Genomic DNA, 23,199 nt, shown 5'->3' with positions numbered 1-23,199 from the left:
ACGAGTGCCAATAGGCGCACCCGGAATAATCCTATGATATAGAAAACGAGGAGGAGACGACTATGAAGTTTAAAATGATTCACGAAAACTATAATGTTGCCAATCTGGAGGTTTCTAAAGCGTTTTATGAAAAGGCACTTGGTCTTACGGAGAAGCGCCGCATTAACGGCGAGGGCTTTGTGATCGCCTATCTCGGCAATGAGCAGTCCGATTTTGAACTGGAGCTTACCTGTCTGGAGGAGCATCCGCAGAAATATGACCTGGGCGAGTGCGAGTTTCATCTGGCGTTCCGCGTGGACGATTTTGACGCGGCGCATCAGCTTCACAAGGAGATGGGCTGCATCTGTTTTGAAAATCCGGAAATGGGCATTTACTTTATCGTCGATCCCGATGGTTACTGGCTGGAGATCGTTCCCACAAGATAAACGGGAGGAATATATATGACTTTTAAGAAAAACAGCAGCGCAGCGGACAGCATTTTTGATAAGACTGCCGGCGATTGTCATGAGAATATGACCGGCACCCGTATCCCGCTGGAGAGCCTGCCGAACACCAGGGACCTTGGCGGTATCCGCACCGCCGACGGCAGGATAATCAGACCGCACCGGCTTGTTCGCAGCGGAGCGCTCGCGGGAATTTCCGATGCGGACCGGGAGATTCTCTTAAACGAATATAACGTAAAAACCGTGATTGATTTCCGGACGGATACGGAGCGCGAAGAAAAGCCGGACCCGGAGATGGAGGGCGTGCGCCTTATCATCGACCCGATCGCGGAAGAAGAGACAATGGGAATTACCAGAGGCAGACAGGGACTTCTGGAGCTTCTGAATCTGAAGCAGGATGCAGATGCGCTGATGCTGAAAATTTATCCGGAGCTGGTCGGAAGTGAGCTGTCGCAGAAGCATTATGCCAGATTCTTATTCTTCGAGTATCTGCTTGCGCAGGAGGAGGGCGCTGTTTTGTGGCACTGCAGCGCGGGAAAAGACCGCGCCGGTCTTGGAAGTGCGCTGGTTCTGGCGGCGCTGGGCGTACCAGAGAGCGTCATCCGGGCGGATTATCTGCTCACGAACGATTATCTGCAGGCGGCAAACAGGCAGCTGGTTGCGCAGCTTTCGAAGGTTCCCGGAGCGGATGAAGAAAAGCTGGCAAAGATAAAGACTATTTTTGACGCAAAAGAAGCCTATCTTGACAGCGCGCTGGATTACATTAAAAATAAGTATGGGACGATGCGGGAATATCTGGAAAAGGCGCTCGGCATGGATGAGGCGAAGCTGCGGAAGCTGCAGCAGATGTATCTGATGGAAGCAGTGGAGACCGGCGCATTAAAAAAGCATATGATTGATACGGTAAAGGAGTGGCAGCTTAAAATCGGCTACATGGAGGAGAACATGAAGCTCTATTATCCGGCGCAGTCGCTGAAAGCGCTTCTCGGACTTCCGGAGGAAGCCGCGCAGGAGGAGCTGGATACGGCACTTGCCGTTTTCGCAGAGAAAGTATATCCGTCGCTGGGAAGATTAAAAATATCACATAATAAAGAGCGCTATTGTCTTGATATTCCGGCTGAGGGATGCGCTTATATTGCCAGGGAGGTACCGGAACCGGCGTTTTTAAAGCAGCTTCTGGCGGTTATCACCGCGCCGGGCAAAACGCTCTCTGACGTGCGCCGGTGCTTTGCGGATTATGCCGCCGGGCAGAAGACCGGCTTTGTGGAAGAGGACGGAGCGCACGACGGTATGGGGCATGTGTTTTATTTCGAAGAGGGCGCGGATGACTGTTACGTATACTGCGTGGAGGAAAACGAATTCGGGCTTACCTACCACCGTTTCGGGAAGGAAGACTATGAATACGCCCGGACATAAATGTATCCGGATATAGGTACATCCGGACAGAGGAATGCCCGGTTATAGCCAGACCCGGCTGTGCCCACAGCGGGAAGAGGTCTATTTATATCCTTCTCTGCATAGACTGCTAAGAGACTATGCAGGGAGGGATTTTTTGTGGAATTATTGAAGAAAAATATACATATGATGCGCGAAAAGGGGAGAACTGTCAGCCGGATTACGCTGGAGGAGGACTGTAATGTGCCGGATTCCCAGGCGGATGCCGGGCGTATCATCCAGAACAAGGCGGAAGTGAAGCCGGAGGATGTGCAGGTGGACACCGACAGAGTCACGGTCGCGGGCTTTCTGCAGGTTTGCGTGCTTTATATCACAGACACGCCGGAACGTTCGCTGGGCAGGCTGGACGCAAAGCTGCCCTTTAGGGAGGTGCTGAATCTGCCGGGAGCGGCTCCGGGAGAAAATGTGCATCTGAAGTGGGAGACGGAGGACATCAGCGTGTCGCTGATTAACTCCAGAAAGCTGAGTGTGAAAGCGCTGCTTGCATTTACCGCTTCGATGGAAGAAATCTATGATGCGCAGGCGGCGGTGGAGCTTCACGGCGTACCGGAGGTGAGCACGCTGACAAAAGATCTGGAGCTGCTGCAGCTTGTTGTGCAGAAAAAGGATATTCTGCGGATCAAGGACGAAGCAACGGTTTCTTCCAATAAACCTAATATTGCCAATGTTCTCTGGGAGAGTATCCAGCTCAGAGGAACAGACAGCCGCGTACTGGACGGGCAACTGGACATTAAGGGAGAATTATTCGTATTTGTGCTGTATGAGGGGGACGATGAAAACCGCACAAAGCAGTGGCTGGAGACTGCCCTGCCGTTTCAGGGAACCATCGAGTGCAAAGAATGCACGGCGGATATGATTCCACAGATTGACATCGTACTCTCCCAGAGCAGCCTGGAGGTGCTGGAGGATTATGACGGGGAGCGGCGTCTGCTGTCCATTGAAGCGGTGCTGGATTTAGATATCAAGCTATACCGGGAGGAACAGGTGCGCGTGCTGGAGGATATTTATTCGCCCGTCAGGAATCTGCAGCCAGTCACACAGCAGCAGGTCTACGAGAGCCTTCTGGTGAAAAACTTTTCCAAAATCCGGGCGAGCGAGCGTATCCATCTGGATGGCAGGCAGCCGCGTATGCTTCAGACCTGCAGCAGCCGTGGGGAGGTGCGCATTGATAACACCGCCATTACAGAGCAGGGAATCGAGGTGGAGGGAGCGGTTTTTGTCACGATTCTGTATGTCTCTCCAGATGACCAGGCTCCCTATGCAGTCATGGAGGGCGCCGTGCCGTTTACGCAGACCATCGAGGTGAAAAACATCACGCCGGATTGCCGCTTTACGCTGCAGACCGACCTGGAGCAGTTGTCCACGACCATGATTGACAGCGAAGAAATCGAGGCAAAAATCTGCGTAAATCTGAATGCCTTTGTGGTGCGCATCCATCATGAGCAGTGCATTGTGGATATTGAGGAGCACGAGCTGGATCTGAAGAAGCTGCAGGAGCTGCCGGGAATTGTCGGATATCTTGTACAGCCGGAGGATACGCTCTGGGAAATTTCTAAACACTATTTCACGACACCGCAGCGGATATGCGCGCTGAACAAGATAGAGGAGAAGGATATCCGGCCTGGCACGCAGCTTATAATTTTGAAAACAGTTTGAAAACTGTGAGCTGACAACGGTTGCAATCCTGCACGGAACATGATACAATCTTGACAGGATTGTATACAAAATACGAGTGAGGTACACAATGAAAGAAATAAAACTGAAGGCAAAGGCGAAAATCAACCTCGGTCTTGATGTACTTCGAAAAAGAGAAGACGGTTATCACGAGGTACGAATGATTATGCAGACCATCGGGCTGTACGACAGACTGGTAATCCGCCCGGCGGCGGACGGACAGATTTCCATACGGACAAATCTGCGCTTCCTGCCTACCGGGGAGGATAATCTGGTATACCGGGCAGCAAAGCTTCTGATGGACGAGTTTCAGATAAAACAGGGCGTGGAAATCGAGCTTGGCAAATATATTCCGGTGGCCGCCGGCATGGCGGGCGGAAGCTCGGATGCCGCTGCCACGCTGGTTGGCGTAAATAAATTGTTTGAGCTGGGACTGGATACGGAGCAGCTGATGAAGCGCGGTGTGAAAATCGGCGCGGATGTTCCGTTCTGCGTCATGCGCGGAACCGCGCTGGCGGAGGGAATCGGGGAAAGGCTGACGCCGCTGCCGCCCATGCCGGAATGTCACATTCTGATTGCGAAGCCCGGTATCCATGTATCCACAAAATTTGTGTACGGGAATCTGCGGGCGGACGAATTAAAAGAACACCCGGACATCGACGGACAGATCGAGGCCCTGAAGCGCGGCGATCTGCACGGACTGGCGCGTCTTATGGGAAATGTGCTGGAGACGGTTACCATTCCGGAATACCCTGTTATCCGCCGGATAAAGGAAGTGATGAAAGAGCACGGCGCACTGAATGCCATGATGAGCGGAAGTGGTCCGACCGTGTTCGGATTATTCGAGGATGCCGCGGCGGCGCAGGAGGCTTACCGGGCGCTTGACGGAGGCGGGGAAGCAAAACAGGTCTATCTTGTATCATAGAGGCAGAGGATGCCGTGCAGACTGCCGGGAGGCGTAGTGCGGGGCATTATGTAATACGGAGGAGAAAATGAACGATAATTTCCATGTGGATATGAACGAATATCTTCCGCTGCGGGATGTGGTATTTAACACATTGCGGAAGGCAATTTTAAAGGGCGAACTGAAGCCGGGCGAGCGCCTTATGGAAATCCAGCTTGCCCAGCGCCTGGGGGTGAGCCGCACACCGGTGCGTGAGGCTATCCGGAAGCTGGAGCTGGAAGGACTGGTGCGCATGATGCCGCGGCGCGGCGCGGTGGTGGCGGAGATTACGCTGCAGGATCTGGAGGACGTGCTGGAGGTGCGCGCCGCCCTGGAAGAGCTTGCTGTCCAGAAGGCATGTGAATACATTACCGAGGAGCAGCTCCGCGATTTGAAAAAAGCGGCGGGCGAATTCCGCCGCAGCCTGGAGGAGGACAATCTGCTTGCCTGTGTGGAAACAGACATGGCATTTCATGAGATTATATACAGTGCGGCCAACAACCGCCGCCTGCAGCAGATGCTGCAGAATATCCGCGAGCAAATGTACCGTTACCGTCTGGAATATCTGAAGGATAAGCGGATGCACCGCCTGCTGGTGGAAGAGCACGACACCATCCGCCGTGCCCTGAAGAAGCGGGATGCGGCGAAAGCCGGAAGCGCTATGCGCGTGCATATCAATAACCAGAAGGATTCAATGGTGCAGAGCCTGACAGGAAATGTTAAAATAGAACAATACTGAAGATTACAGGAACAGTGCATGCAGGGCTGCAAGGCAGTCACGTCATAAGGAAAAGTGGACTGCAGGGGAAAAGCATTAGAGAATAAAAAGGAAAGAAATGGACAGGATAAAGAGAGAACGTTTTTGCACGGTTCTCTCTTTTTTTGATGTTATGCATACTAAAAAAATTCTGGTGGATGTTTTAGTGCTGCCAGGTATCCGGAGAATGATGCAATATATTGATTATAACAGCGACAGGAGGAAATCTATGGAAATACCAAAAGCGGAGGGTGAAAAAAACATCCGCGGCTCCAGAGAGGCTTTTACGGAGGATATCGGTACGAATATTTCTCTGATAGAGAAGCGCATCCGTGACGGTGCGCTGACGCAGGAAAAATGGGTGCTGGGGCGCCGCACGAAGACGGAGGCGGTTCTTCTGTATCTGGAGGGAGTGGCTTACGGAAAGATTCTGGAGCAGGTGCGGACGAAGCTGCGTGTGCCGGATATTGACAGTGTGATGGATGGCGGTATGCTGGAGCAGCTTATGAAAGAAAATGTCTGGTCGCCGTTTCCGCAGTGCCAGGCGAGTGAACGCCCGGACCGCACCGCCCAGGCGCTGCTGGAGGGAAGGGCGGCAATTCTGCTGGACCATTCACCGGAAGCGCTGATTCTGCCGGCTACCGTAAACAGTATGTTTCAGACGGGCGACGATTACTACCGTCATTTTATGGTGGTTTCCTTTTTGCGCCTGATACGGTATCTGGCGGCATTTCTGGCAGCGTTTCTGCCGGGGCTGTATGTGGCTGCAAGCTGTTATCATACACAGCTTCTTCCGACAAATCTCATATTGTCTCTGGCAGAGGCGAGAGCGGGAGTGCCGTTTCCGGTTCTTCTGGAGGTTCTTTTAATGGAGCTTGCTTTTGAGCTGATTCGTGAGGCAGGGCTCAGAATGCCGGGAGCAATCGGAAATACCATCGGTATTGTCGGTGGGCTTATCATCGGGCAGTCGGCGGTGTCGGCAAATCTTGTCAGTCCGATGACCGTCGTGGTGGTTGCGCTGACGGCGCTTGGTTCCTTTTCGGTTCCAAATGAAGAATTTTCGGAGGCGCTCCGTCTCATAAAATATGTAAACGTTTTTCTGGGAGGGGCTCTTGGCATTGTGGGAATTGCGCTCGGAGGTTATTTCCTGGCACTGCATCTGACCCGCCTGCAGAGCTTTGGTGTTCCGTACCTGAACCCGTTTGCCATGCCGGAAGTAAATGACGCATATGATCTGCGCGACAGTCTGCTGCGCTGGCCGATGCGGACACTGCAGAGACGCCCGCTTTTTGCCTGGCACAGACAGCGGGTCCGTATGCGGCAAAAGGAGGGGGACAATGCTCGCAAATAATGGGAAAATATCGGTTCATCAGATTTCACGTCTGCTTTTTATCAGTCTGACTGCCAGATTAATGCTGTTTCTGCCATATGTGGGCACGGGAATGTCGGGAGCGGAATTTCTGGCGGCGGTGGCACTTGGAATTTTCTGGGCATTCCTTTATACCGGACTGATTGCCGGGATTGCGGAATATACCGGAAATTCCGCAGATACCGGAACTACGGTGCGTAACGAAAATCCGGTATCTGCACCGGGCGGCTTCACCGTATATCTGCAGGAGCGGGTGGGCAGATATACGGCGTATGCCTTCAGTATTCTGATGATTTTATTTTTAATACTGCATCTGGCGTATCTGGCGAGGCTTACGGGAGCCATCTGCCGACTGTACCTGCTTCCGGAAACGTCAGAGAATACGCTGCTGGTCTGCACGCTTCTGGCAGGCGCGGCGACGGCATCGGGAGGGCGGTGCCGGATGGCAGGGAGCCATATGGAAAAGCAGGAGATAAAGCCGCAGGGCAGGAGCGCGGACGACGGACAGATATGCGGACGGATGGCGGAGATATTTTTCCTTCCGGTCGCGGCGGCGCTGATTATTATGCTGCTTGCGTCGGCGGGGTCGGTAAGACTGGAAAATTTATCCGGCAACGGAAGCTTTCATGATGCGGGGAATTTTGACATAATGAAAATTCTGGGCAGAAGCGGCGCAGCAGCCGGCAGTTTCTTTGAAGTGACCCTGATTTTATACGAACTGCCGTATATCAGCCGCCGGAAAAGCCGGTCCGTAAAAACGCTTAGAGGAGCGATGCAGAAGGGAATACTTCTTACGGCGGGGGTTCTGCTTGCCGTATTTGGGATCGCGCTGGGAGTTTTCGGGGAGAGCAGCTTTTCGCGCCTGCCCTGGCCGGCTCTGACGCTCATGAGCAGCGCCTCGGTACCGGGCGGGTTTTTACAGCGGTGGGACGCAGTATTTCTGGCGGTTTTGCTTCCCGGTCTTTTCCTTGCTGCCGGGAATGCATTCCATTATCTGAGGCGGATAGCGGGAGAACTGTTGCCGGAAAACAAAAGCGTCTGGCTGACGGCAGGCACATTTGCGGCAGGAACACTTCCGGCGCTGCTGACGGGAAGCTATGAAAATGCCGCGCACCTGTATTTCAGATGGGGACTTTGCGCTCTGGTGCCGCTGCTGGCGGCAACGCCTGTTTTTCTTAGTATACTGGAAAGGATGAAGAAAAAATGCGGATTGTGAAAATGCTGCTGATGTGTGCGGTATGTGCGGCGGCACTCTGCGGATGCGCGGCGCGCGAACTGGAAGACCGTATCTTTGCACAGGCAATGGAACTGGACTGGCGCGGCGGAACGCTGACGGGCGGGTTCGGGGATTTTCTGGTGGAGGGAGACAGTGTGGACGAAATCCGGGCAAACTATCAGAATGAACTGGATAAATATCTGGATCTGGGGCATATCAAAGCGATTGTTCTGGGAAAAAACCTGTGTATGGCTCCGGATGAGCTGCGGGAGGTTCTGCTGGATCTGGAACAGATGCCGGTAATTTCCCGGAACAGTCTGGTGTTTCTGCACACCTACAGGGATGAAGAAAGTTATTTAAAAACACTGTCCGATGAGGGACGTGTTCCGGGAGAGTATCTCAGTGACCGCTACCGGAACACACCGCACAGCGAACCGGCAGAAACTCTGGGGGAAATGCTGTCCGGTGTTTTTTAGCAGTGCAATGCCGGCAACAGGACTTTCGCAGAAAATCAGCAGCCGGCTGACCGGCTGCTGATGCAATACTCTGCGGGTTTTATACTTCAATTAATTCATATTCATCGGTTCCGATACCGATTTTCTTTGCATGTTCGATGCAGGATTTCCAGTTTGTATCCGGATGATTCATGTGGAAATGGTCATGTCCGGTATGGTCGTGCTTCTGGCGGGCTTCATCCAGAATACTGCCGTGAATGACCGGCTGTGCATTTACAGCGTCGGCACATGCCACATCAAGCGCAACCGGGTCGAAGGAAGCGAACATGCCGACATCCGGTACGATTGGCAGGTCATTTTCCGCATGGCAGTCGCAGTTCGGGGAAACATCCACCACCAGACTGATATGGAAATTCGGTCTGCCGTCGATAACTGCCTTGGAATACTCGGCGATTTTGCAGTTTAAGATATCATTTGCCTCATCGCTCGCTGCCTCTACGGCATCCTTCGGACAGACGCCGATGCATCTTCCGCAGCCGACACATTTATTGTGGTCGATAGAAGCTTTTTTGTCTGTTACAACAGCGGCACCATGTGCGCAGATACGGCTGCAGGCTCCGCATCCTATGCAGGCATCCGTATTGACCGACGGCTTTCCTGCGCTGTGCATTTCCATTTTTCCGGCGCGGGAACCGCAGCCCATGCCGAGATTCTTCAGAGCGCCGCCAAAACCGGTTGCCTCGTGTCCCTTAAAATGATTCAGGCTGATTACAATATCGGCGTCCATCACAGCGCGTCCGATTTTCGCTTCTTTTACATATTCACCGCCGCTTACCGGAACCTGCACGTCATCCGTTCCCTTCAGACCATCGGCAATCAGGATATGGCAGCCGGTGGAAAACGGAGAAAAGCCGTTCACATAAGCGCTTTCGATGTGGTCCAGCGCGTTTTTCCTTCCGCCGACATAAAGCGTATTGCAGTCCGTAAGAAACGGCTTTCCGCCGAGTTCCTTCACGATATCTACAACCGTTTTTGCATAGTTCGGGCGAAGGTAGGCAAGATTACCCGGCTCGCCAAAATGGATTTTAATTGCAACATATTTATTTTCAAAATCAATATTGGCAATGCCTGCTTTTTTAATCAGTCGGGTGAGCTTCTGCTGCAGATTATGATTTCCGTCTGTACGCAGATTTGTAAAATAAACCTTTGACTTTTCCATATGTACCTCCTATGAATTCTGTTTTCTTTATATTATATATCATAGAAGGTGATTCGCACAAGTGTTTTTGAAATGGTTGTGGAATCCGTTAAAGCGGTTGTTACTGTTCACTCTGTTCACAGTAACCAGCGGTTCTGGAAGTCTGTGTGACTTCAGCCGCGGGCGCCGGGCAGTCTGCCATGCGCGTCCGTTTTTCCGGAAGCGTCGCCCGGTCCTTCTTTGTTTGCAATATGTGGCGGAAGAAACGGATATATATTTTCATAGGATTCCAGCTCGTAGTCGCTCTGCGGCGCGGAGGGAATCAGCCCGGTACAGTCCGTCCGGGAAGCCGATTTTCCCAGATAATCATAAGATTCTGTAATATCTTCGTTTTTTGTATATCTGCTCATATAAATGCTCCTTTCTGTGATTGCTGCAGCCGGGGCGGGCGCCTGTCTGAATTGCTGCAATACACGCATTGTCTGCTTCGATTAGTGTATGCAGAATCAGAAGTATCATTCAGAAAGATTGTGTTCCAGGAAGCTCTGTATAATTAATTTCGTGGACATCGGGCGGCAGAATATGGTATGATATTTTGCAGGGGTGCTTTATGGAAAATACAATATGTCAGAAAACAGGGATAAAAGAAAAAGTTCTTGCTGCGCTTAAACAATATGCACAGGAGTGCAATATTGAGCGCGTGATATTGTTTGGTTCACGGGCGAGAGGAGATTTTAAAGAAAGAAGCGATATTGATTTGGCGGTGTTTGGCGGAAATACGGATAAATTCACTATCCTGGCGGATGAAGAGGCGCCGACGCTTTTGAAATTTGACATAGTGAATCTTGGAGCAGCCGTTGAGCCGGAGCTCAGAGCGGCAATCAAGGAGGAAGGAATACTGCTTTATGAAAAAATTTGAGAATTTTTGTAATGCGTATAAAAATCTGAAAGATATCTTTGACTATACGGAGCCATATGGAAATGTGGAACTGACCGGGATGGTTGGTCTCTACGAGGTCTGCTTTGAGCAATCATGGAAGGCAATGAAGGAAATTCTGGAGCGCGATGGATTTGCGGAAGGAAAAACCGGGTCGCCCAGGCAGATTCTGAAAACCGCCTACCAGGCAGGTCTGATTTCTGATGAGGAACTATGGATGTCGGCGCTGGTTGCCCGCAATAATGTCACACACGCGTATAACAAAGCGATTGCGGAGGATATTATAAAGGATACAAAAACCCGCTTTTATCCGATGTTTGGGGAACTGAAGGAGACAATAGAAAAAGAGTGGATGATGTAAAATGATAGATTTTAAAATAATTGCAGCGCCGGTGATTGGCGGTCTGATTGGGCTTATTACAAATGGTATCGCCATCAGAATGTTGTTCCGCCCGTTTCACCCGGTGAAAATCGGGAAGTTTACGCTGCCCTTTACGCCGGGACTGATTCCCAAAGAGCAGCCCAGACTGGCGAAGGCAATCGGCAGAGTCATCGGGGACAAGCTGCTGGATAAGGATACGCTGCAGAAGGCGCTTGCGTCGGATACGCTTCACGATGCGTTTCACAGAAAAGTGGACAGCGTAATAGAAAAGCTGGGGCATGAGGAAGGTACCGTGCAGGAATATCTGGAACGAAAGGGCGTGTATCCGGCAATCAATTCCGCAGAGGAATACGCGGGGGATACGATATCAGCCTACGTTACGGATAAAATAATATCGCAGAAAATCGGGGATACAATCCTGGAATACGCAATCACGGAGATTCTGTCAAATCTGAATACGATGGTGGCAATGGTTGCGGAACCGGCTATCCGCAAGTCGCAGGATGCGATTGCGGAGCGGATTGACGAGGTGATTGCCATGCAGTGCCCGGCTATCATAAAAGGCTATATTGACGACGGGTACCGGAAATGGATGGACAAGCCGGTAAAAGAGGCGGCGACGCTGCTCTGGCAGAAAAAAGATGTGTTCAAAGAAAAAATCTGGGACCTGTATCTGGAGATACTGGAAAAGAAATCCGGGCGTTTTATCGAGCGGCTGGATGTTTCCGGCATTGTTGAAGAAAAAATTAATGAATTTGATATACGGGAACTGGAAGCTCTGATTATGGATATTTCACGCAGGGAGCTGAATGCGCTGGTGTGGATCGGCGGTCTGCTTGGTGCGGTTATCGGTTTTGTGAATCTGCTTTTTTAATGATGGAAAGGAATTTAGTATGCTGAAAATAGGAAATCATCTGTCATCCTCAAAAGGCTATCTCGCAATGGGGAAAATGGCAGTCAGGCTGGGCGCAAATACCTTTGCGTTTTTTACCAGAAATCCGCGCGGCGGGAAAGCAAAGGAGATAAATCCGGAGGACGCGGCAGCGTTTCTTCAATTCGCAAAGGAACAGGGCTTCGAAAAGCTGGTGGCGCATGCGCCTTATACGTTAAATCCGTGCTCGGCGGATGCGCATCTGCGGGAATTTGCGAAAAATACTTTTGCGGATGATTTGAAACGGCTGGAGTACACGCCGGGAAATTACTATAATTTTCATCCGGGCAGCCATGTGAAGCAGGGAGCGGAGGCGGGAATTGCCTACACGGCGCAGATGCTGAATGAAACGCTCACACCAGGGCAGAGTACGATCGTGCTGCTGGAGACAATGTCCGGAAAAGGCAGTGAAATCGGACGTACTTTTGAAGAGCTGCGCGCCATACTGGATAAAGTTGAACTGCAGGAGAAAATGGGCGTCTGTCTGGACACCTGCCATGTATGGGACGGCGGCTACGATATTGCCGGAAACCTGGACGGCGTTCTGGAAGAATTCGACCGTATTATCGGGCTGGAACGGCTCTGCGCAATCCATCTGAATGACAGTATGAACCCGTGCGGCAGCCATAAGGACCGCCACGCCAGAATCGGCGAGGGCCAGATTGGGCTGGAAGCGCTGGTGCGCGTAATAAATCATCCGAAGCTCTGCCACCTTCCGTTTATTCTGGAAACACCCAACGATGACGAAGGCTATGCGCGGGAAATTGCGCTGCTTCGCAGCCGGTATGAGCATTAACGGAAATCGGAAGGAGAAGCATATGACAGAAAAAACAGATAAGCTGCAGAGCATTCTGCAGGAAAAAGGCAGGCTTGCGGTTGCTTACTCCGGGGGAATTGATTCTCATTTCCTGCTGGCGGCGGCGCTGCGGGCGCTGGGGAAAGAGCAGGTGCTGGCTGTTCTCTGCCGGGGACTGATGATGCCGGAGGCGGAGGTGTGCGAAGCAGAGCGGCTTCTTAAAGATATGGGGGCAGATTACCGTATTCTGGAGGTGGATGTGCTTGCAATTCCGGAGTTTGCAGAGAACGATAAACGGCGCTGCTATTTTTGCAAAAAGCATCTGATGAGCCGGATAAAGGAATGTGCAGCAGAAAACGGATTTACGGCGGTGGCGGACGGCAAAAATGCGGACGATGCCGGGGTATACCGGCCGGGTGCGCAGGCGGCGGAGGAAATCGGTATCATTTCGCCGCTTTTTGAGAGCGGATTTACAAAGCAGGATATCCGCACCTGTGCAAGAGAGTGGGGGATTTCCATCTGGAACAAGCCGTCGCAGGCGTGCCTGGCATCCAGGTTCTCATATCATACGCATCTGACTGCGGAAAAACTGCAGCGGGTGGGGGAGGCGGAAAAAATTCTGCATGATGCCGGATTTGCGGCTTGCCGTGTGCGGGTTCATGATATGATTGCGCGTATTGAGGTGCCGCGGGAAGATATGGGACGTCTGGTGACGCTTACCGGACAGATTCAGAAAATCAGAGAACTGGGATTTTCGTTTGTCACACTCGACCTGGAAGGAATCCGCAGCGGCGTGTTTGATTAATATAAGCGGGACCGGTCCGCTGTAATAAAAACGGTCTGCCGCAGGTGACAGGGCAGCCCGTCTGAACGGTTACGAAGCCGGAAAAGGAGATGACGCTTTGTGAATACAATGGAGATTTTACAGAAACTGGAAAAGGGAGAAATACGGGCGGAAGAAGCAGAAAAAATGCTCAAAATAGAGCCTTTTGAGGAGCTGGGATACGCCAAGGTGGATTACCACCGGGAGGTGCGCACCGGCGTGCCGGAAATCATCTACTGTGCCGGAAAGACGCAGGAGCAGATTTGCGGAATTGTGAAAAATATGCTGGAGCATGGCGCGGAGCATATTTTCGGAACACGCTGCAGCCGGGAAAAATATGAGGCTGTCAGAAAAATCTGCCCGGATATGGAATACGATGAGCTGGCGCGTATCATCAGCCGGGGCAAACCTGCGCAGCCGTTTAATAATGGCATGATTCTGGTGGCGTGCGCCGGAACGTCGGATTTGCCGGTGGCGAGAGAAGCGGCGCTGACAGCGCGTTTCCTCGGAAATGAGGTGGAGGAAATCTACGATGTGGGCGTGGCGGGCATTCACCGCCTGCTGGCAAAGATGGATGTGCTCACCCGCGCGAATGTTGTAATTGCGGTGGCGGGAATGGAAGGAGCACTGGCATCTGTAATCGGCGGTCTGACGGACAAGCCGGTAATTGCGGTGCCGACCTCTGTGGGTTATGGAGCCAGTTTTAACGGTCTGGCGGCGCTGCTTGCCATGCTGAACAGTTGCGCGAGCGGCACCAGCGTAGTCAACATAGATAATGGTTTCGGCGCGGGCTATATGGCGCACAGCATTAACTGTCTGGCGGGAAAACGCAGCCGGTGAAATGACGGTATATAAGGGGAGGAAAGTAATTTGGCGAAGAAAGTATTGTACTTTGACTGTGCATCCGGTATCAGCGGAGATATGACTCTGGGCGCTCTGCTGGATCTTGGCGTGGATGAGCAGAAATTTCTGCAGGAGCTGGATAAGCTGCACGTAGAAGGATATCACATAAAAATAGAAGAAACAGACAAAAACGGCATTCGCGCGAAGCATGTAAATGTATGCGTGGACGGGGTTCCGGAGGAGAGTGGGGATATACACTTGAACGGGCATGAGCACGGGAAAGCGTCCGGGCATGAGCATACACACACGCATGACCATGCTCACCCGCACCGTAACTTTGCGGATATCCGCCGCATGATTGAGCAGAGTGCGCTGGAGGAGAATGTCCGGGAGCTGGCGCTCCGGATTTTCGGACGAGTGGCGGCGGCGGAAGCGAAGGTGCATGGAAAATCCATAGATGAAGTACACTTTCACGAAGTGGGTGCGGTGGATTCCATCATTGATATCGTCGGATGCGCCATTCTGATAAATATGATAAAACCCGATAAAATCTGCGCGTCAGTGCTTCATGAGGGGCATGGTTTTGTAAGGTGCCAGCATGGACTGCTGTCTGTGCCGGTTCCCGCCACATCGGAAATACTGGCAGCGGCAGGCGCGCCGCTTGCGCAGATAGACATTGAGGGTGAACTTATCACGCCGACGGGGGCGGCGATTATCACGGAGCTGGCGGAGCACTTTGGCGTCATGCCGGGGATGCGGATTACCCGGACGGGGTGGGGAGCAGGCACGAAAAATCTGCCGGTTCCCAACGTGCTGCGGGTTTATCAGGGCACTGCAATAGAAGCGGAAGGAGCAGAAACGGGCAGAGCGCCAGAAAGTACAGACGCGGATGGTCTGGCGGAAAAGAGAGCCGGGCAGGAAGAGAACACGGACTATGTGCAGGATGAAATTCTCGTTCTGGAAGCGAACCTGGACGACTGCACCGGAGAAATGCTCGGTGCAGCGATGGGGGCGCTTCTGGAGGAGGGGGCGCTGGATGTATTTTATACACCCATATATATGAAGAAAAACCGCCCGGCATACCGGCTGACAGTCCTTGCAAAACCGCAGGACGGTGCGCGCATGGAACGGCTGATGTTCCGGCATACGACGACTATCGGGATCCGCAGGCGGACGGAGATGCGCAGCATATTAAAAAGAGAACAGGTGCAGGTAAACACGCCATGCGGGAAAATGGCGGCAAAAAAGGTATATCTGGGAGAAGAAGAGCGGATTTATCCGGAATATGAAAGCGCAGTAAAACTGGCGGCGGAAAACGGAAAATCATTGTGGGAGATTTACAGAAGCTATGGAAAATCTTGAGGCATTATGCAGACGGGCAGAAGAAATAGCAGTACATGCGCACGCAGGGCAGGTGGACAAGGGCGGAAATCCTTATATCAGTCATCCGCTTGCGGTTGCGGCGGGCGTAGAAGGGTATGAACTGAAAATCGTAGCGTTGCTGCACGACGTTCTGGAGGACAGCAGCGTGACGGCGGAGGACCTTCTCAATGAAGGCTTTCCGCCGGAGCTGGTGGAGGCAATCCGCGTGCTCACTCACACGAAAAATGATTCTCTGACATACCGGGAATATATTTATCTTGTCAAAAAAAATCCGATTGCGCGTGCAGTCAAAATATCGGATATCACACACAATCTGGATTTATCACGGATTCCCAATCCGTCAGCGAGGGATTATAAGCGGTGCAGAAAATACCAGAAAGCGCTGGCATATCTGCAGGAGAACGGGGAACCGTAAGCGTTTTTATGGAGGGGTTGCAATGAGCAGGACGCAGGAAACACAATATGATGTAATTATTATTGGCGCGGGACCGGGCGGGATATTTTCCGCATACGAGCTGTCAAGGAAAAGACCGGAGCTGAAAATTGCGGTATTTGAGAGCGGAAATCCGCTGGAAAAACGGAAATGTCCGATTGACGGAAAAAAGGTGAAAAGCTGTGTAAAGTGTAATCCATGTGCGATTATGAACGGCTTTGGAGGAGCCGGTGCTTTTTCTGATGGAAAATACAACATCACAAATGATTTCGGCGGGACGCTGTACCAGTATATCGGAAAAGAAAAAGCGATTGAGCTGATGGAATATGTGGACGCGATCAACGTATCTTACGGCGGCGGTCAGACAAAAATGTATTCCACTGCCGGGAGTGAGTTTAAGAAAATCTGTATGCAGAACAGGCTGAAGCTGCTGGATGCGTCTGTCCGGCATCTGGGAACCGACATTAATTATGTGGTTCTTGAAAAGCTGTACGCGGACCTGAAGGACAAGGTGGAATTTAAATTCCGCACGCCGGTAGAACGGATTGAAATAACAGACAGCGGATACCGCGTATTTACAAAGGAAGAGACGGCAGAGTGTCGCCGGTGTATTGTCTCTGTGGGAAGAAGCGGAAGCAAGTGGATGGAGAAAATCTGTACGGAGCTTGAAATTCCCACAAAATCCAACCGTGTGGACATTGGCGTGCGTGTGGAGCTTCCGGCGGTCATTTTTTCGCATCTGACAGACCAGCTCTATGAGAGCAAAATCGTGTACCGCACGGAAAAATTTGAGGATAATGTCCGCACCTTCTGCATGAATCCGAACGGTATCGTTGTAAACGAAAACACCAATGGCATCGTGACGGTAAACGGGCATAGCTTTGAGGATGCGTCAAAAAAGACAGAAAACACGAATTTTGCGCTGCTGGTGGCAAAGCATTTTTCCGAGCCGTTTAAGGACAGCAACGGCTATGGCGAAAGCATTGCCAGATTGTCCAATATGCTGGGCGGCGGTGTAATCGTGCAGCGTTTTGGTGATTTGGAAAGAGGCCGCAGAAGCACAAAATCCAGAATAGAAGAGGGACTTGTGCGGCCGACGCTTGCCGCTACGCCGGGCGACCTCAGTCTGGTGCTGCCCAAGCGGATCCTGGACGGCATCATCGAGATGATTTACGCGCTCGACAAAATAGCTCCCGGAACAGCCAATGACGACACGCTCCTGTACGGCGTGGAGGTGAAGTTCTATAATATGGAAGTAGAACTGGACAATCACCTGGAAACAGTCCATAAAGGACTGTATGTAATCGGCGACGGCAGTGGTGTAACGCATTCGCTGTCTCATGCATCCGCCAGCGGGGTATATGTGGCGGATGTGATTGCGGATGAGATAAAAGACGAACTTTTATAATATGATAAATAAAAAAAATTTATGATATGCGCTTTTCCTATGGTTGTCAATTATTTTTATCGGGAAGTATGCGTAGCGTAAACTATTGGACCGCGCAGTACCGAATGGTACGCTGCGCGGTGTGGAAGGGGAGAGTCAGTCTCCCCTATCCGATTTTATTTACAGACAAAATCTGTCGGGCTATCAATTAAAGAGGCAACCTGGAACTCATGTCTGTGTCCGTCAGTTTCCTCGGTGCAGGCTTTTGCAAAATGCACATGCTTGCCGCCGCCGACATCAATAGCACCGGAAGATTTGCCGCAAAACTCATGGTAGTGTCCGTCGGCGAAATCCGTGCGGAATTTCACTTCATGATAGTGATCCTGTTTACCCGGAATCGGCATAGCTTCTCCGGAAACGGTAGCCAATCTATGATTATGACAGTCATGACATTCTCTGAAAATCTCGGTAATACCCGTAATTTCATGAACGTGCTTCTGTCTTTCGCAATCATTCTGAGTGCTCATCATATTCCTCCTATCCTTTTTTATTATCATATGCGGATAGGAGAAATCTGCTAATCGCCTTAGAGTATAACGGTATTCGCGAATCAGTTGGAAGTTTGGCTTAAGAGGAACATATATTTTATATGATAATTTTGCGAATTAAGTTGCACAAAATATAAATATGTGATAATATATGATGCAGACAACCGTGTAACAGGGTGGGGAGCCTCCCGTACTTGAAAAAGAAGGGAGGTGGTGTGAAATGTCTGTATTCGAAGCGATTTCCCTAATGATTTCATTCGGTATATTCGTAGTAACACTGCTTGCCTACATAGATAGGAAAAACAAGCGAAAATAAAAATAAGCCTACCTTGTACTTGACCGGTCTGGGTAGGCTTATAGCCAAAACGGGAGGTTAACCACTTTGTGGGCGGTTGTTCTTCCTTATGTTTACTATAGCATAGTTTGTCATTACATTCAAGCCTTTTTGCAAGCACTTCTGTGGTGTCTATCCTTTTTGTTTTTTCATACAATACCGGTAGCTGAAAAACAGCACCACGTCCGCACCTGCCCAGGCGGAGATTTCCGCATAGAAGATGCCTTCCTGTCCCATAAGAAGTGGAAGCAGGAGAGCGGCACCAGTCCGCATCAGAAATTCTGCAATGCCGGAGACCATCGGCAGCACGGTGTTGCCCATACCCTGGATGCAGGAGCGGGTGACATGCAGATAGTACAAAATGGGCAGACACACGCTCATGATAAACAGATAATGATAAGCGATTGCCAGCGTATCCTCCACCGTCTGCGCGTCGCCGGAAATAAAGCACCGGAGGATTGCCCTGCCGCCGAGAATCATTGCCACCATAATGACAAGCGAGGTAAGCATAGCGATTCCCATAGCGGCGCGGTAGCCGCTGCGGACGCGCTCCTGCTTTCCAGCGCCGATATTCTGACCGGTGTAGGTGGTCATGGCAAAGCCGTAGGAGGTGGCAGCCACCTCAAGCATACCGTACAGCTTGTTTGTCGCGGTGAAACCGGCAATGAAATGCACGCCGAAGCTGTTTACAACAGACTGGACAATCATGCCGCCCACAGAGATAACAGCATTCTGGAACGCCATCGGAAAGCCAAGCTGCAGAAGCTTGCCATGTGTAGCGGGCGTCAGAACAAAATCTGTCTTTGCAAGCCTCAGCATTTCGATGGAGCGGAGACGCGCCAGGCAGAAAATAGCGGAGGCGAGCTGTGCCGTGACGGTGGCGGCGGCAGCGCCTGCCACGCCCCAGTGAAAGACGATTACAAACAGTAAATCCAGCGCGATATTCAGTACGGAGGCAAAAATCATTGCGTACAGCGGCGTTTTTCCGTCGCCAAGAGAGCGCAGGATGGCGGCAAGCAGGTTGTAAACCATCACAACCGGGATACCGGCAAACATTGTGCGCATATAAATCTCCGCCTCCGGGAATACTGTGGCGGGAGTATTTAAAATATGAAGGATAGGCGCGGCGACAAGCTGTCCGCAGAGAAGCATCAGCACGGCGATGGCGGCAGACAGAACCGCCGAGTTTGCAACGACACGGCGAAGCTCGTCTGTCTTTCCGGCGCCGAACGCCTGCGCCATCCAGATGGAAAAGCCCTGGGTAAAGCCCTGAATCATTCCCTGCATCAGCCATATCATCCACTCGGCCGCCCCGACGGCGGCGATTGCTCCGACACCGAGCACCTGTCCGACAATCATGGCATCGGCAACCGTATAGAGCTGCTGGAACAGATTGCCGACCATCAGCGGAAGCGCAAAAGAAAAAATCAGTCTGCCCGGACTGCCGGAGGTCATACTCTTCACAGAATCCATAAAATCCATCCTTTCTTCGAATCTAAAACAGCGCAATATTGCCGGTTCTGCCCGGATGGACAAAACAGACAGATGGCGCAGGATATCTAATTCTATCACAGTTCCGGCGCAAAGAGAAGCGGTCTGTTCACGTAAATATTTCAAAAATATTTACATGTTTTGAAAAAAAGTGCTTGCATTTTCGAAAACTTGTGTTATAGTAGTTATAGAACAAATGAAACGATGCTTCATTTGTCTGGAAATTCTCTGTGAAGAGGAGGGGAATGTTATGAATATCAATAAATTTACGCAAAAATCCCTGCAGGCGATCAACGACCTGGAGAAAGTCGCCTATGAATACGGGAACCAGGAAATTGAAGAAGAGCATCTTTTGTATGCGCTTATGAATCAGGAAGACAGCCTGATTAAAAAGCTGATAGAAAAAATGGAAATCCAGCCGCAGTATTTTGCCAACGCTGTTATCTCGGCTCTGGAAAAGCGGACAAAGGTATCGGGCGGGCAGCCCTATATCGGAAACGATTTGAACCAGGTGCTGGTATCCGCCGAGGATGAGGCAAAGGCGATGGGCGATGAGTACGTTTCCGTCGAGCATCTGTTTTTGGCGCTGATCCGTCACCCAAACAAAGCGGTAAAGGAGATTTTCAGGGAGTTTGGTATTACGCGGGAGCGTTTTCTGCAGGCATTGTCCACTGTGCGCGGCAATCAGCGCGTCACCTCGGACAATCCGGAGGCTACCTACGATACCTTGAAAAAGTACGGGCAGGAGCTGGTGGAAAAGGCACGCCAGCAGAAGCTGGACCCGGTCATCGGGCGTGATACGGAAATCCGCAACGTCATCCGTATCCTGTCCCGAAAGACGAAAAACAATCCGGTGCTCATCGGAGAGCCGGGCGTCGGCAAGACGGCGGTCGTGGAAGGACTGGCGCAGCGTATTGTGCGCGGCGACGTTCCGGAGGGACTGAAAAATAAAAAGATTTTCTCGCTGGATATGGGGGCGCTGGTGGCTGGCGCCAAGTACCGCGGCGAGTTTGAGGAGCGTCTGAAAGCGGTGCTGGAGGACGTGCGCAAGAGCGATGGCGAAATCATCCTGTTTATCGATGAGCTGCATCTGATTGTTGGCGCGGGCAAGACGGACGGCGCGATGGATGCCGGAAATATGTTAAAGCCGATGCTGGCGCGCGGCGAGCTGCACTGTATCGGCGCCACCACGCTGGATGAATACCGTCAGTACATCGAAAAGGATGCGGCGCTGGAGCGTCGTTTCCAGCCGGTCATGGTGGACGAGCCGACCGTGGAGGATACTATTTCCATCCTGCGTGGTCTGAAGGACCGTTATGAGGTTTACCACGGGGTAAAGATTACCGACGGCGCGCTGGTGGCGGCGGCAACGCTGTCTGACCGCTATATTTCCGACCGTTTCCTGCCGGATAAGGCAATCGACCTTGTAGATGAAGCGTGCGCGCTGATCAAGACGGAAATGGATTCCATGCCGACAGAGCTCGACGAGCTGCGACGCCGCGTCATGCAGATGGAAATCGAGGAAGCGGCGCTGAAGAAGGAGACCGATAAGCTCAGTCAGGACCGTCTGGCAAATCTGCAGAAGGAGCTGGCGGAGCTGAAGGATGAATTTGCCAATATGAAAGCGCAGTGGGATAACGAGAAGAGCGCTGTGGAAAACCTCTCAAAGCTGCGTGAGCAGATAGAGGCAATGAATAAGGAAATCGAGAAGGCGCAGCGGGAATACGATCTGAACCGCGCGGCGCAGCTCCAGTACGGCGAGCTGCCGAAGCTGCAGCAGCAGCTTGCTATCGAGGAAGAAAAGGTGAAAAACAAAGACCTTTCCTTGGTGCACGAGAGCGTTACGGAGGAGGAAATCAGCCGTATTATCTCCCGCTGGACGGGTATCCCGGTGGCGAAGCTGACGGAGAGCGAGCGCAGCAAGATCTTAAACCTGAGCGGCGAGCTGCATAAGCGCGTAATCGGACAGGACGACGGCGTGCAGAAGGTGACGGATGCCATTATCCGTTCCAAGGCGGGCATCAAAGACCCGACCAAGCCCATCGGTTCCTTCCTGTTTATGGGACCGACCGGTGTCGGCAAAACGGAGCTGGCGAAGGCGCTGGCGCAGAGCCTGTTTGACGATGAGCAGAATATGGTGCGTATCGACATGAGTGAGTACATGGAGAAATACTCCGTGTCCAGGCTGATTGGAGCGCCTCCCGGATATGTAGGCTACGAGGAAGGCGGACAGCTCACGGAGGCAGTGCGCAGAAAGCCGTACTCCGTTGTATTGTTCGACGAGATTGAAAAAGCGCACCCGGATGTATTCAACGTGCTTCTGCAGGTGCTGGACGACGGACGTATCACGGATTCCCAGGGCAGAACGGTTGACTTTAAGAATACCATTCTGATTATGACATCCAACATCGGTTCCACCTATCTGCTGGAGGGCATTGAGGATGACGGAACGATTAAGCCGGAGTGCGAAGAGCTGGTAATGAACGATCTGCGGGCGCATTTCCGTCCGGAGTTTCTGAACCGTCTGGATGAGATTATCATGTTTAAGCCGCTCACCAGGGAGAATATCGGTCACATCATCGATCTGATGATGGCGGATCTGAACAGGCGGCTGGCTTCGCAGGATATTTCGCTGCAGCTTACGGACGCGGCGAAAGCGTTCGTGATTGACGGCGGCTACGAGCCGATGTACGGCGCGAGACCGCTGAAGCGGTTCCTGCAGAAAAACGTGGAGACGCTGGCGGCGAGGGAGATTCTCTCCGGCGAGGTGCGCGGCGGCGATGTTATCACCATCGATGAAAAGGATGGAAAACTGACGGCGGAGGTGCGGGCATGATACCAAAGGACCCGATGATGCTGTTAAGCTACATCAACACACAGCTTCGCGATTTCTACCCCAGTCTGGACGCACTTGCGGAAGGACTGGAGCTGGACAAAGATGAGCTGACGGAAAAGCTGCGCGCCATCGATTATGAATACGATGCGGAGCTGAATAGATTTGTGTAGTCCGCCGGAAGCGGCAGAAAAAGGGTGCAGGCTTATAAAACCTGCACCTTTTCTGTTTGCGCGTCATGGGCGCGCTCTAACGGGTGCAAGTCCCGAACATGCCCGGATAGTGGAAAATGTATAGCTGAACAGCAAGGGTGTCCATCGTGAGGTGGAATCTGAAGGAAGCTGTAGGCAAATCTCTGGTCCGACGGACAGAAATCGCATATAAGGCTAGGCTACGAGAGATAAGCTGGCAGAAAGCAACGAAGTCTAATAACTATCACGTTAGTAGTAGCAGAGTAAATGCGGCGGATATATGGAGAGAAAGAGCGTGCACCTTAAGCGTGGAGGTCTCACAGAGGTTCCATCAGCCTAGTAACAACGAACTGTGAGAAGTCAGCAGAGTCCATAGT

Annotated in this window: 24 protein-coding genes; 20 read left to right on the top strand and 4 right to left on the bottom strand. The window is 51.8% G+C overall.

All coding sequences use genetic code 11. The features are described 5' to 3' along the window. Window positions 1–62: 62 nt before the first annotated feature. From NQ534_RS07035 to NQ534_RS07000, 8 genes are all read left to right on the top strand, one after another. Window positions 63–425, top strand: a complete 363-nt coding sequence (locus NQ534_RS07035; RefSeq protein WP_006863658.1) for a VOC family protein — start codon at window positions 63–65, stop codon at window positions 423–425. A 15-nt stretch (window positions 426–440) separates the two neighbouring features. Further along, complete coding sequence (locus NQ534_RS07030; protein WP_006863659.1) at window positions 441–1,859, top strand: DUF3877 family protein; 1,419 nt, start codon at window positions 441–443, stop codon at window positions 1,857–1,859. Between the two features lie 138 nt (window positions 1,860–1,997). After that, a complete protein-coding gene (locus tag NQ534_RS07025) occupies window positions 1,998–3,554 on the top strand; it encodes a DUF3794 and LysM peptidoglycan-binding domain-containing protein (RefSeq protein WP_040784768.1) in 1,557 nt (518 codons plus the stop codon). A gap of 88 nt (window positions 3,555–3,642) precedes the next feature. Next, window positions 3,643–4,497: a 4-(cytidine 5'-diphospho)-2-C-methyl-D-erythritol kinase gene (gene ispE, locus NQ534_RS07020; protein WP_006863661.1), complete on the top strand. Its 855-nt coding sequence runs from the start codon at window positions 3,643–3,645 to the stop codon at window positions 4,495–4,497. Between the two features lie 67 nt (window positions 4,498–4,564). Then, window positions 4,565–5,254, top strand: a complete 690-nt coding sequence (locus NQ534_RS07015) for a GntR family transcriptional regulator (RefSeq protein ID WP_006863662.1) — start codon at window positions 4,565–4,567, stop codon at window positions 5,252–5,254. 247 nt (window positions 5,255–5,501) lie between these two features. After that, window positions 5,502–6,623 carry a spore germination protein gene (locus NQ534_RS07010; protein ID WP_157200760.1) on the top strand — a complete coding sequence of 374 codons (1,122 nt, stop codon included), beginning with the start codon at window positions 5,502–5,504 and terminating at the stop codon, window positions 6,621–6,623. Beyond that, window positions 6,610–7,857: a GerAB/ArcD/ProY family transporter gene (locus tag NQ534_RS07005; protein WP_006863664.1), complete on the top strand. Its 1,248-nt coding sequence runs from the start codon at window positions 6,610–6,612 to the stop codon at window positions 7,855–7,857. The genes NQ534_RS07010 and NQ534_RS07005 overlap by 14 nt, the downstream gene beginning before the upstream one ends. Continuing rightward, window positions 7,845–8,333 (top strand): Ger(x)C family spore germination protein, encoded by a 489-nt coding sequence (locus NQ534_RS07000; RefSeq protein WP_006863665.1) that lies wholly within the window; start codon window positions 7,845–7,847, stop codon window positions 8,331–8,333. The genes NQ534_RS07005 and NQ534_RS07000 overlap by 13 nt, the downstream gene beginning before the upstream one ends. Window positions 8,334–8,412: 79 nt before the next feature. Here NQ534_RS07000 and NQ534_RS06995 read toward each other — a convergent pair whose 3' ends face one another. Both NQ534_RS06995 and NQ534_RS06990 read right to left on the bottom strand, forming a co-directional pair. After that, complete coding sequence (locus tag NQ534_RS06995; RefSeq protein WP_006863666.1) at window positions 8,413–9,531, bottom strand: DUF362 domain-containing protein; 1,119 nt, start codon at window positions 9,529–9,531, stop codon at window positions 8,413–8,415. A gap of 152 nt (window positions 9,532–9,683) precedes the next feature. After that, window positions 9,684–9,920, bottom strand: coding sequence for a hypothetical protein (locus NQ534_RS06990; protein ID WP_050778368.1), 237 nt, complete (start codon window positions 9,918–9,920; stop codon window positions 9,684–9,686). Window positions 9,921–10,120: 200 nt separating this feature from the next. Between NQ534_RS06990 and NQ534_RS06985 the strand changes: the two genes are divergently transcribed. The 9 genes from NQ534_RS06985 to NQ534_RS06945 all read left to right on the top strand — a co-directional run bounded on the left by NQ534_RS06985 (window position 10,121) and on the right by NQ534_RS06945 (window position 17,446). Beyond that, window positions 10,121–10,429 (top strand): nucleotidyltransferase family protein, encoded by a 309-nt coding sequence (locus NQ534_RS06985; protein ID WP_006863668.1) that lies wholly within the window; start codon window positions 10,121–10,123, stop codon window positions 10,427–10,429. After that, window positions 10,416–10,808, top strand: coding sequence for an HI0074 family nucleotidyltransferase substrate-binding subunit (locus tag NQ534_RS06980; RefSeq protein WP_006863669.1), 393 nt, complete (start codon window positions 10,416–10,418; stop codon window positions 10,806–10,808). Before NQ534_RS06985 ends, NQ534_RS06980 begins: the two co-directional genes overlap by 14 nt. 1 nt (window position 10,809) lies before the next feature. After that, entirely contained in the window at window positions 10,810–11,703 is an 894-nt protein-coding gene (locus NQ534_RS06975) for a DUF445 domain-containing protein (RefSeq protein WP_006863670.1), read from the top strand. Window positions 11,704–11,722: 19 nt separating this feature from the next. Continuing rightward, window positions 11,723–12,556, top strand: coding sequence for a deoxyribonuclease IV (locus NQ534_RS06970; protein ID WP_006863671.1), 834 nt, complete (start codon window positions 11,723–11,725; stop codon window positions 12,554–12,556). A 22-nt stretch (window positions 12,557–12,578) separates the two neighbouring features. Continuing rightward, entirely contained in the window at window positions 12,579–13,361 is a 783-nt protein-coding gene (larE, locus tag NQ534_RS06965) for an ATP-dependent sacrificial sulfur transferase LarE (RefSeq protein ID WP_040784771.1), read from the top strand. Window positions 13,362–13,469: 108 nt separating this feature from the next. Next, window positions 13,470–14,219 (top strand): nickel pincer cofactor biosynthesis protein LarB, encoded by a 750-nt coding sequence (gene larB, locus NQ534_RS06960; RefSeq protein WP_006863673.1) that lies wholly within the window; start codon window positions 13,470–13,472, stop codon window positions 14,217–14,219. 30 nt (window positions 14,220–14,249) lie between these two features. Then, window positions 14,250–15,584 (top strand): nickel pincer cofactor biosynthesis protein LarC, encoded by a 1,335-nt coding sequence (gene larC / locus NQ534_RS06955; protein WP_040784772.1) that lies wholly within the window; start codon window positions 14,250–14,252, stop codon window positions 15,582–15,584. Beyond that, window positions 15,571–16,020 carry an HD domain-containing protein gene (locus tag NQ534_RS06950; RefSeq protein ID WP_006863675.1) on the top strand — a complete coding sequence of 150 codons (450 nt, stop codon included), beginning with the start codon at window positions 15,571–15,573 and terminating at the stop codon, window positions 16,018–16,020. The genes larC and NQ534_RS06950 overlap by 14 nt, the downstream gene beginning before the upstream one ends. A gap of 22 nt (window positions 16,021–16,042) precedes the next feature. After that, window positions 16,043–17,446, top strand: coding sequence for an NAD(P)/FAD-dependent oxidoreductase (locus NQ534_RS06945; protein ID WP_006863676.1), 1,404 nt, complete (start codon window positions 16,043–16,045; stop codon window positions 17,444–17,446). A gap of 155 nt (window positions 17,447–17,601) precedes the next feature. Here NQ534_RS06945 and NQ534_RS06940 read toward each other — a convergent pair whose 3' ends face one another. Further along, a complete protein-coding gene (locus NQ534_RS06940; protein WP_040784774.1) occupies window positions 17,602–17,952 on the bottom strand; it encodes a YmaF family protein in 351 nt (116 codons plus the stop codon). 241 nt (window positions 17,953–18,193) lie between these two features. Here NQ534_RS06940 and NQ534_RS06935 point away from each other — a divergent pair, with 241 nt between their 5' ends. After that, a complete protein-coding gene (locus NQ534_RS06935) occupies window positions 18,194–18,289 on the top strand; it encodes a putative holin-like toxin (RefSeq protein ID WP_143115769.1) in 96 nt (31 codons plus the stop codon). Between the two features lie 150 nt (window positions 18,290–18,439). Here NQ534_RS06935 and NQ534_RS06930 read toward each other — a convergent pair whose 3' ends face one another. After that, window positions 18,440–19,789 (bottom strand): MATE family efflux transporter, encoded by a 1,350-nt coding sequence (locus NQ534_RS06930; RefSeq protein WP_006863679.1) that lies wholly within the window; start codon window positions 19,787–19,789, stop codon window positions 18,440–18,442. A gap of 259 nt (window positions 19,790–20,048) precedes the next feature. Between NQ534_RS06930 and clpB the strand changes: the two genes are divergently transcribed. Both clpB and NQ534_RS06920 read left to right on the top strand, forming a co-directional pair. Further along, window positions 20,049–22,634 carry an ATP-dependent chaperone ClpB gene (gene clpB, locus NQ534_RS06925; protein ID WP_040784778.1) on the top strand — a complete coding sequence of 862 codons (2,586 nt, stop codon included), beginning with the start codon at window positions 20,049–20,051 and terminating at the stop codon, window positions 22,632–22,634. After that, window positions 22,631–22,804: a DUF4250 domain-containing protein gene (locus NQ534_RS06920; RefSeq protein WP_006863681.1), complete on the top strand. Its 174-nt coding sequence runs from the start codon at window positions 22,631–22,633 to the stop codon at window positions 22,802–22,804. The genes clpB and NQ534_RS06920 overlap by 4 nt, the downstream gene beginning before the upstream one ends. The last annotated feature ends 395 nt before the right edge of the window (window positions 22,805–23,199 follow it).

This window comes from Marvinbryantia formatexigens DSM 14469 (genome assembly GCF_025148285.1).
Lineage (GTDB): Bacteria > Bacillota > Clostridia > Lachnospirales > Lachnospiraceae > Marvinbryantia > Marvinbryantia formatexigens.
The sequence above is the reverse complement of the archived record's forward strand: the minus strand, read 5'-3'. Positions and strand labels throughout refer to the sequence as shown.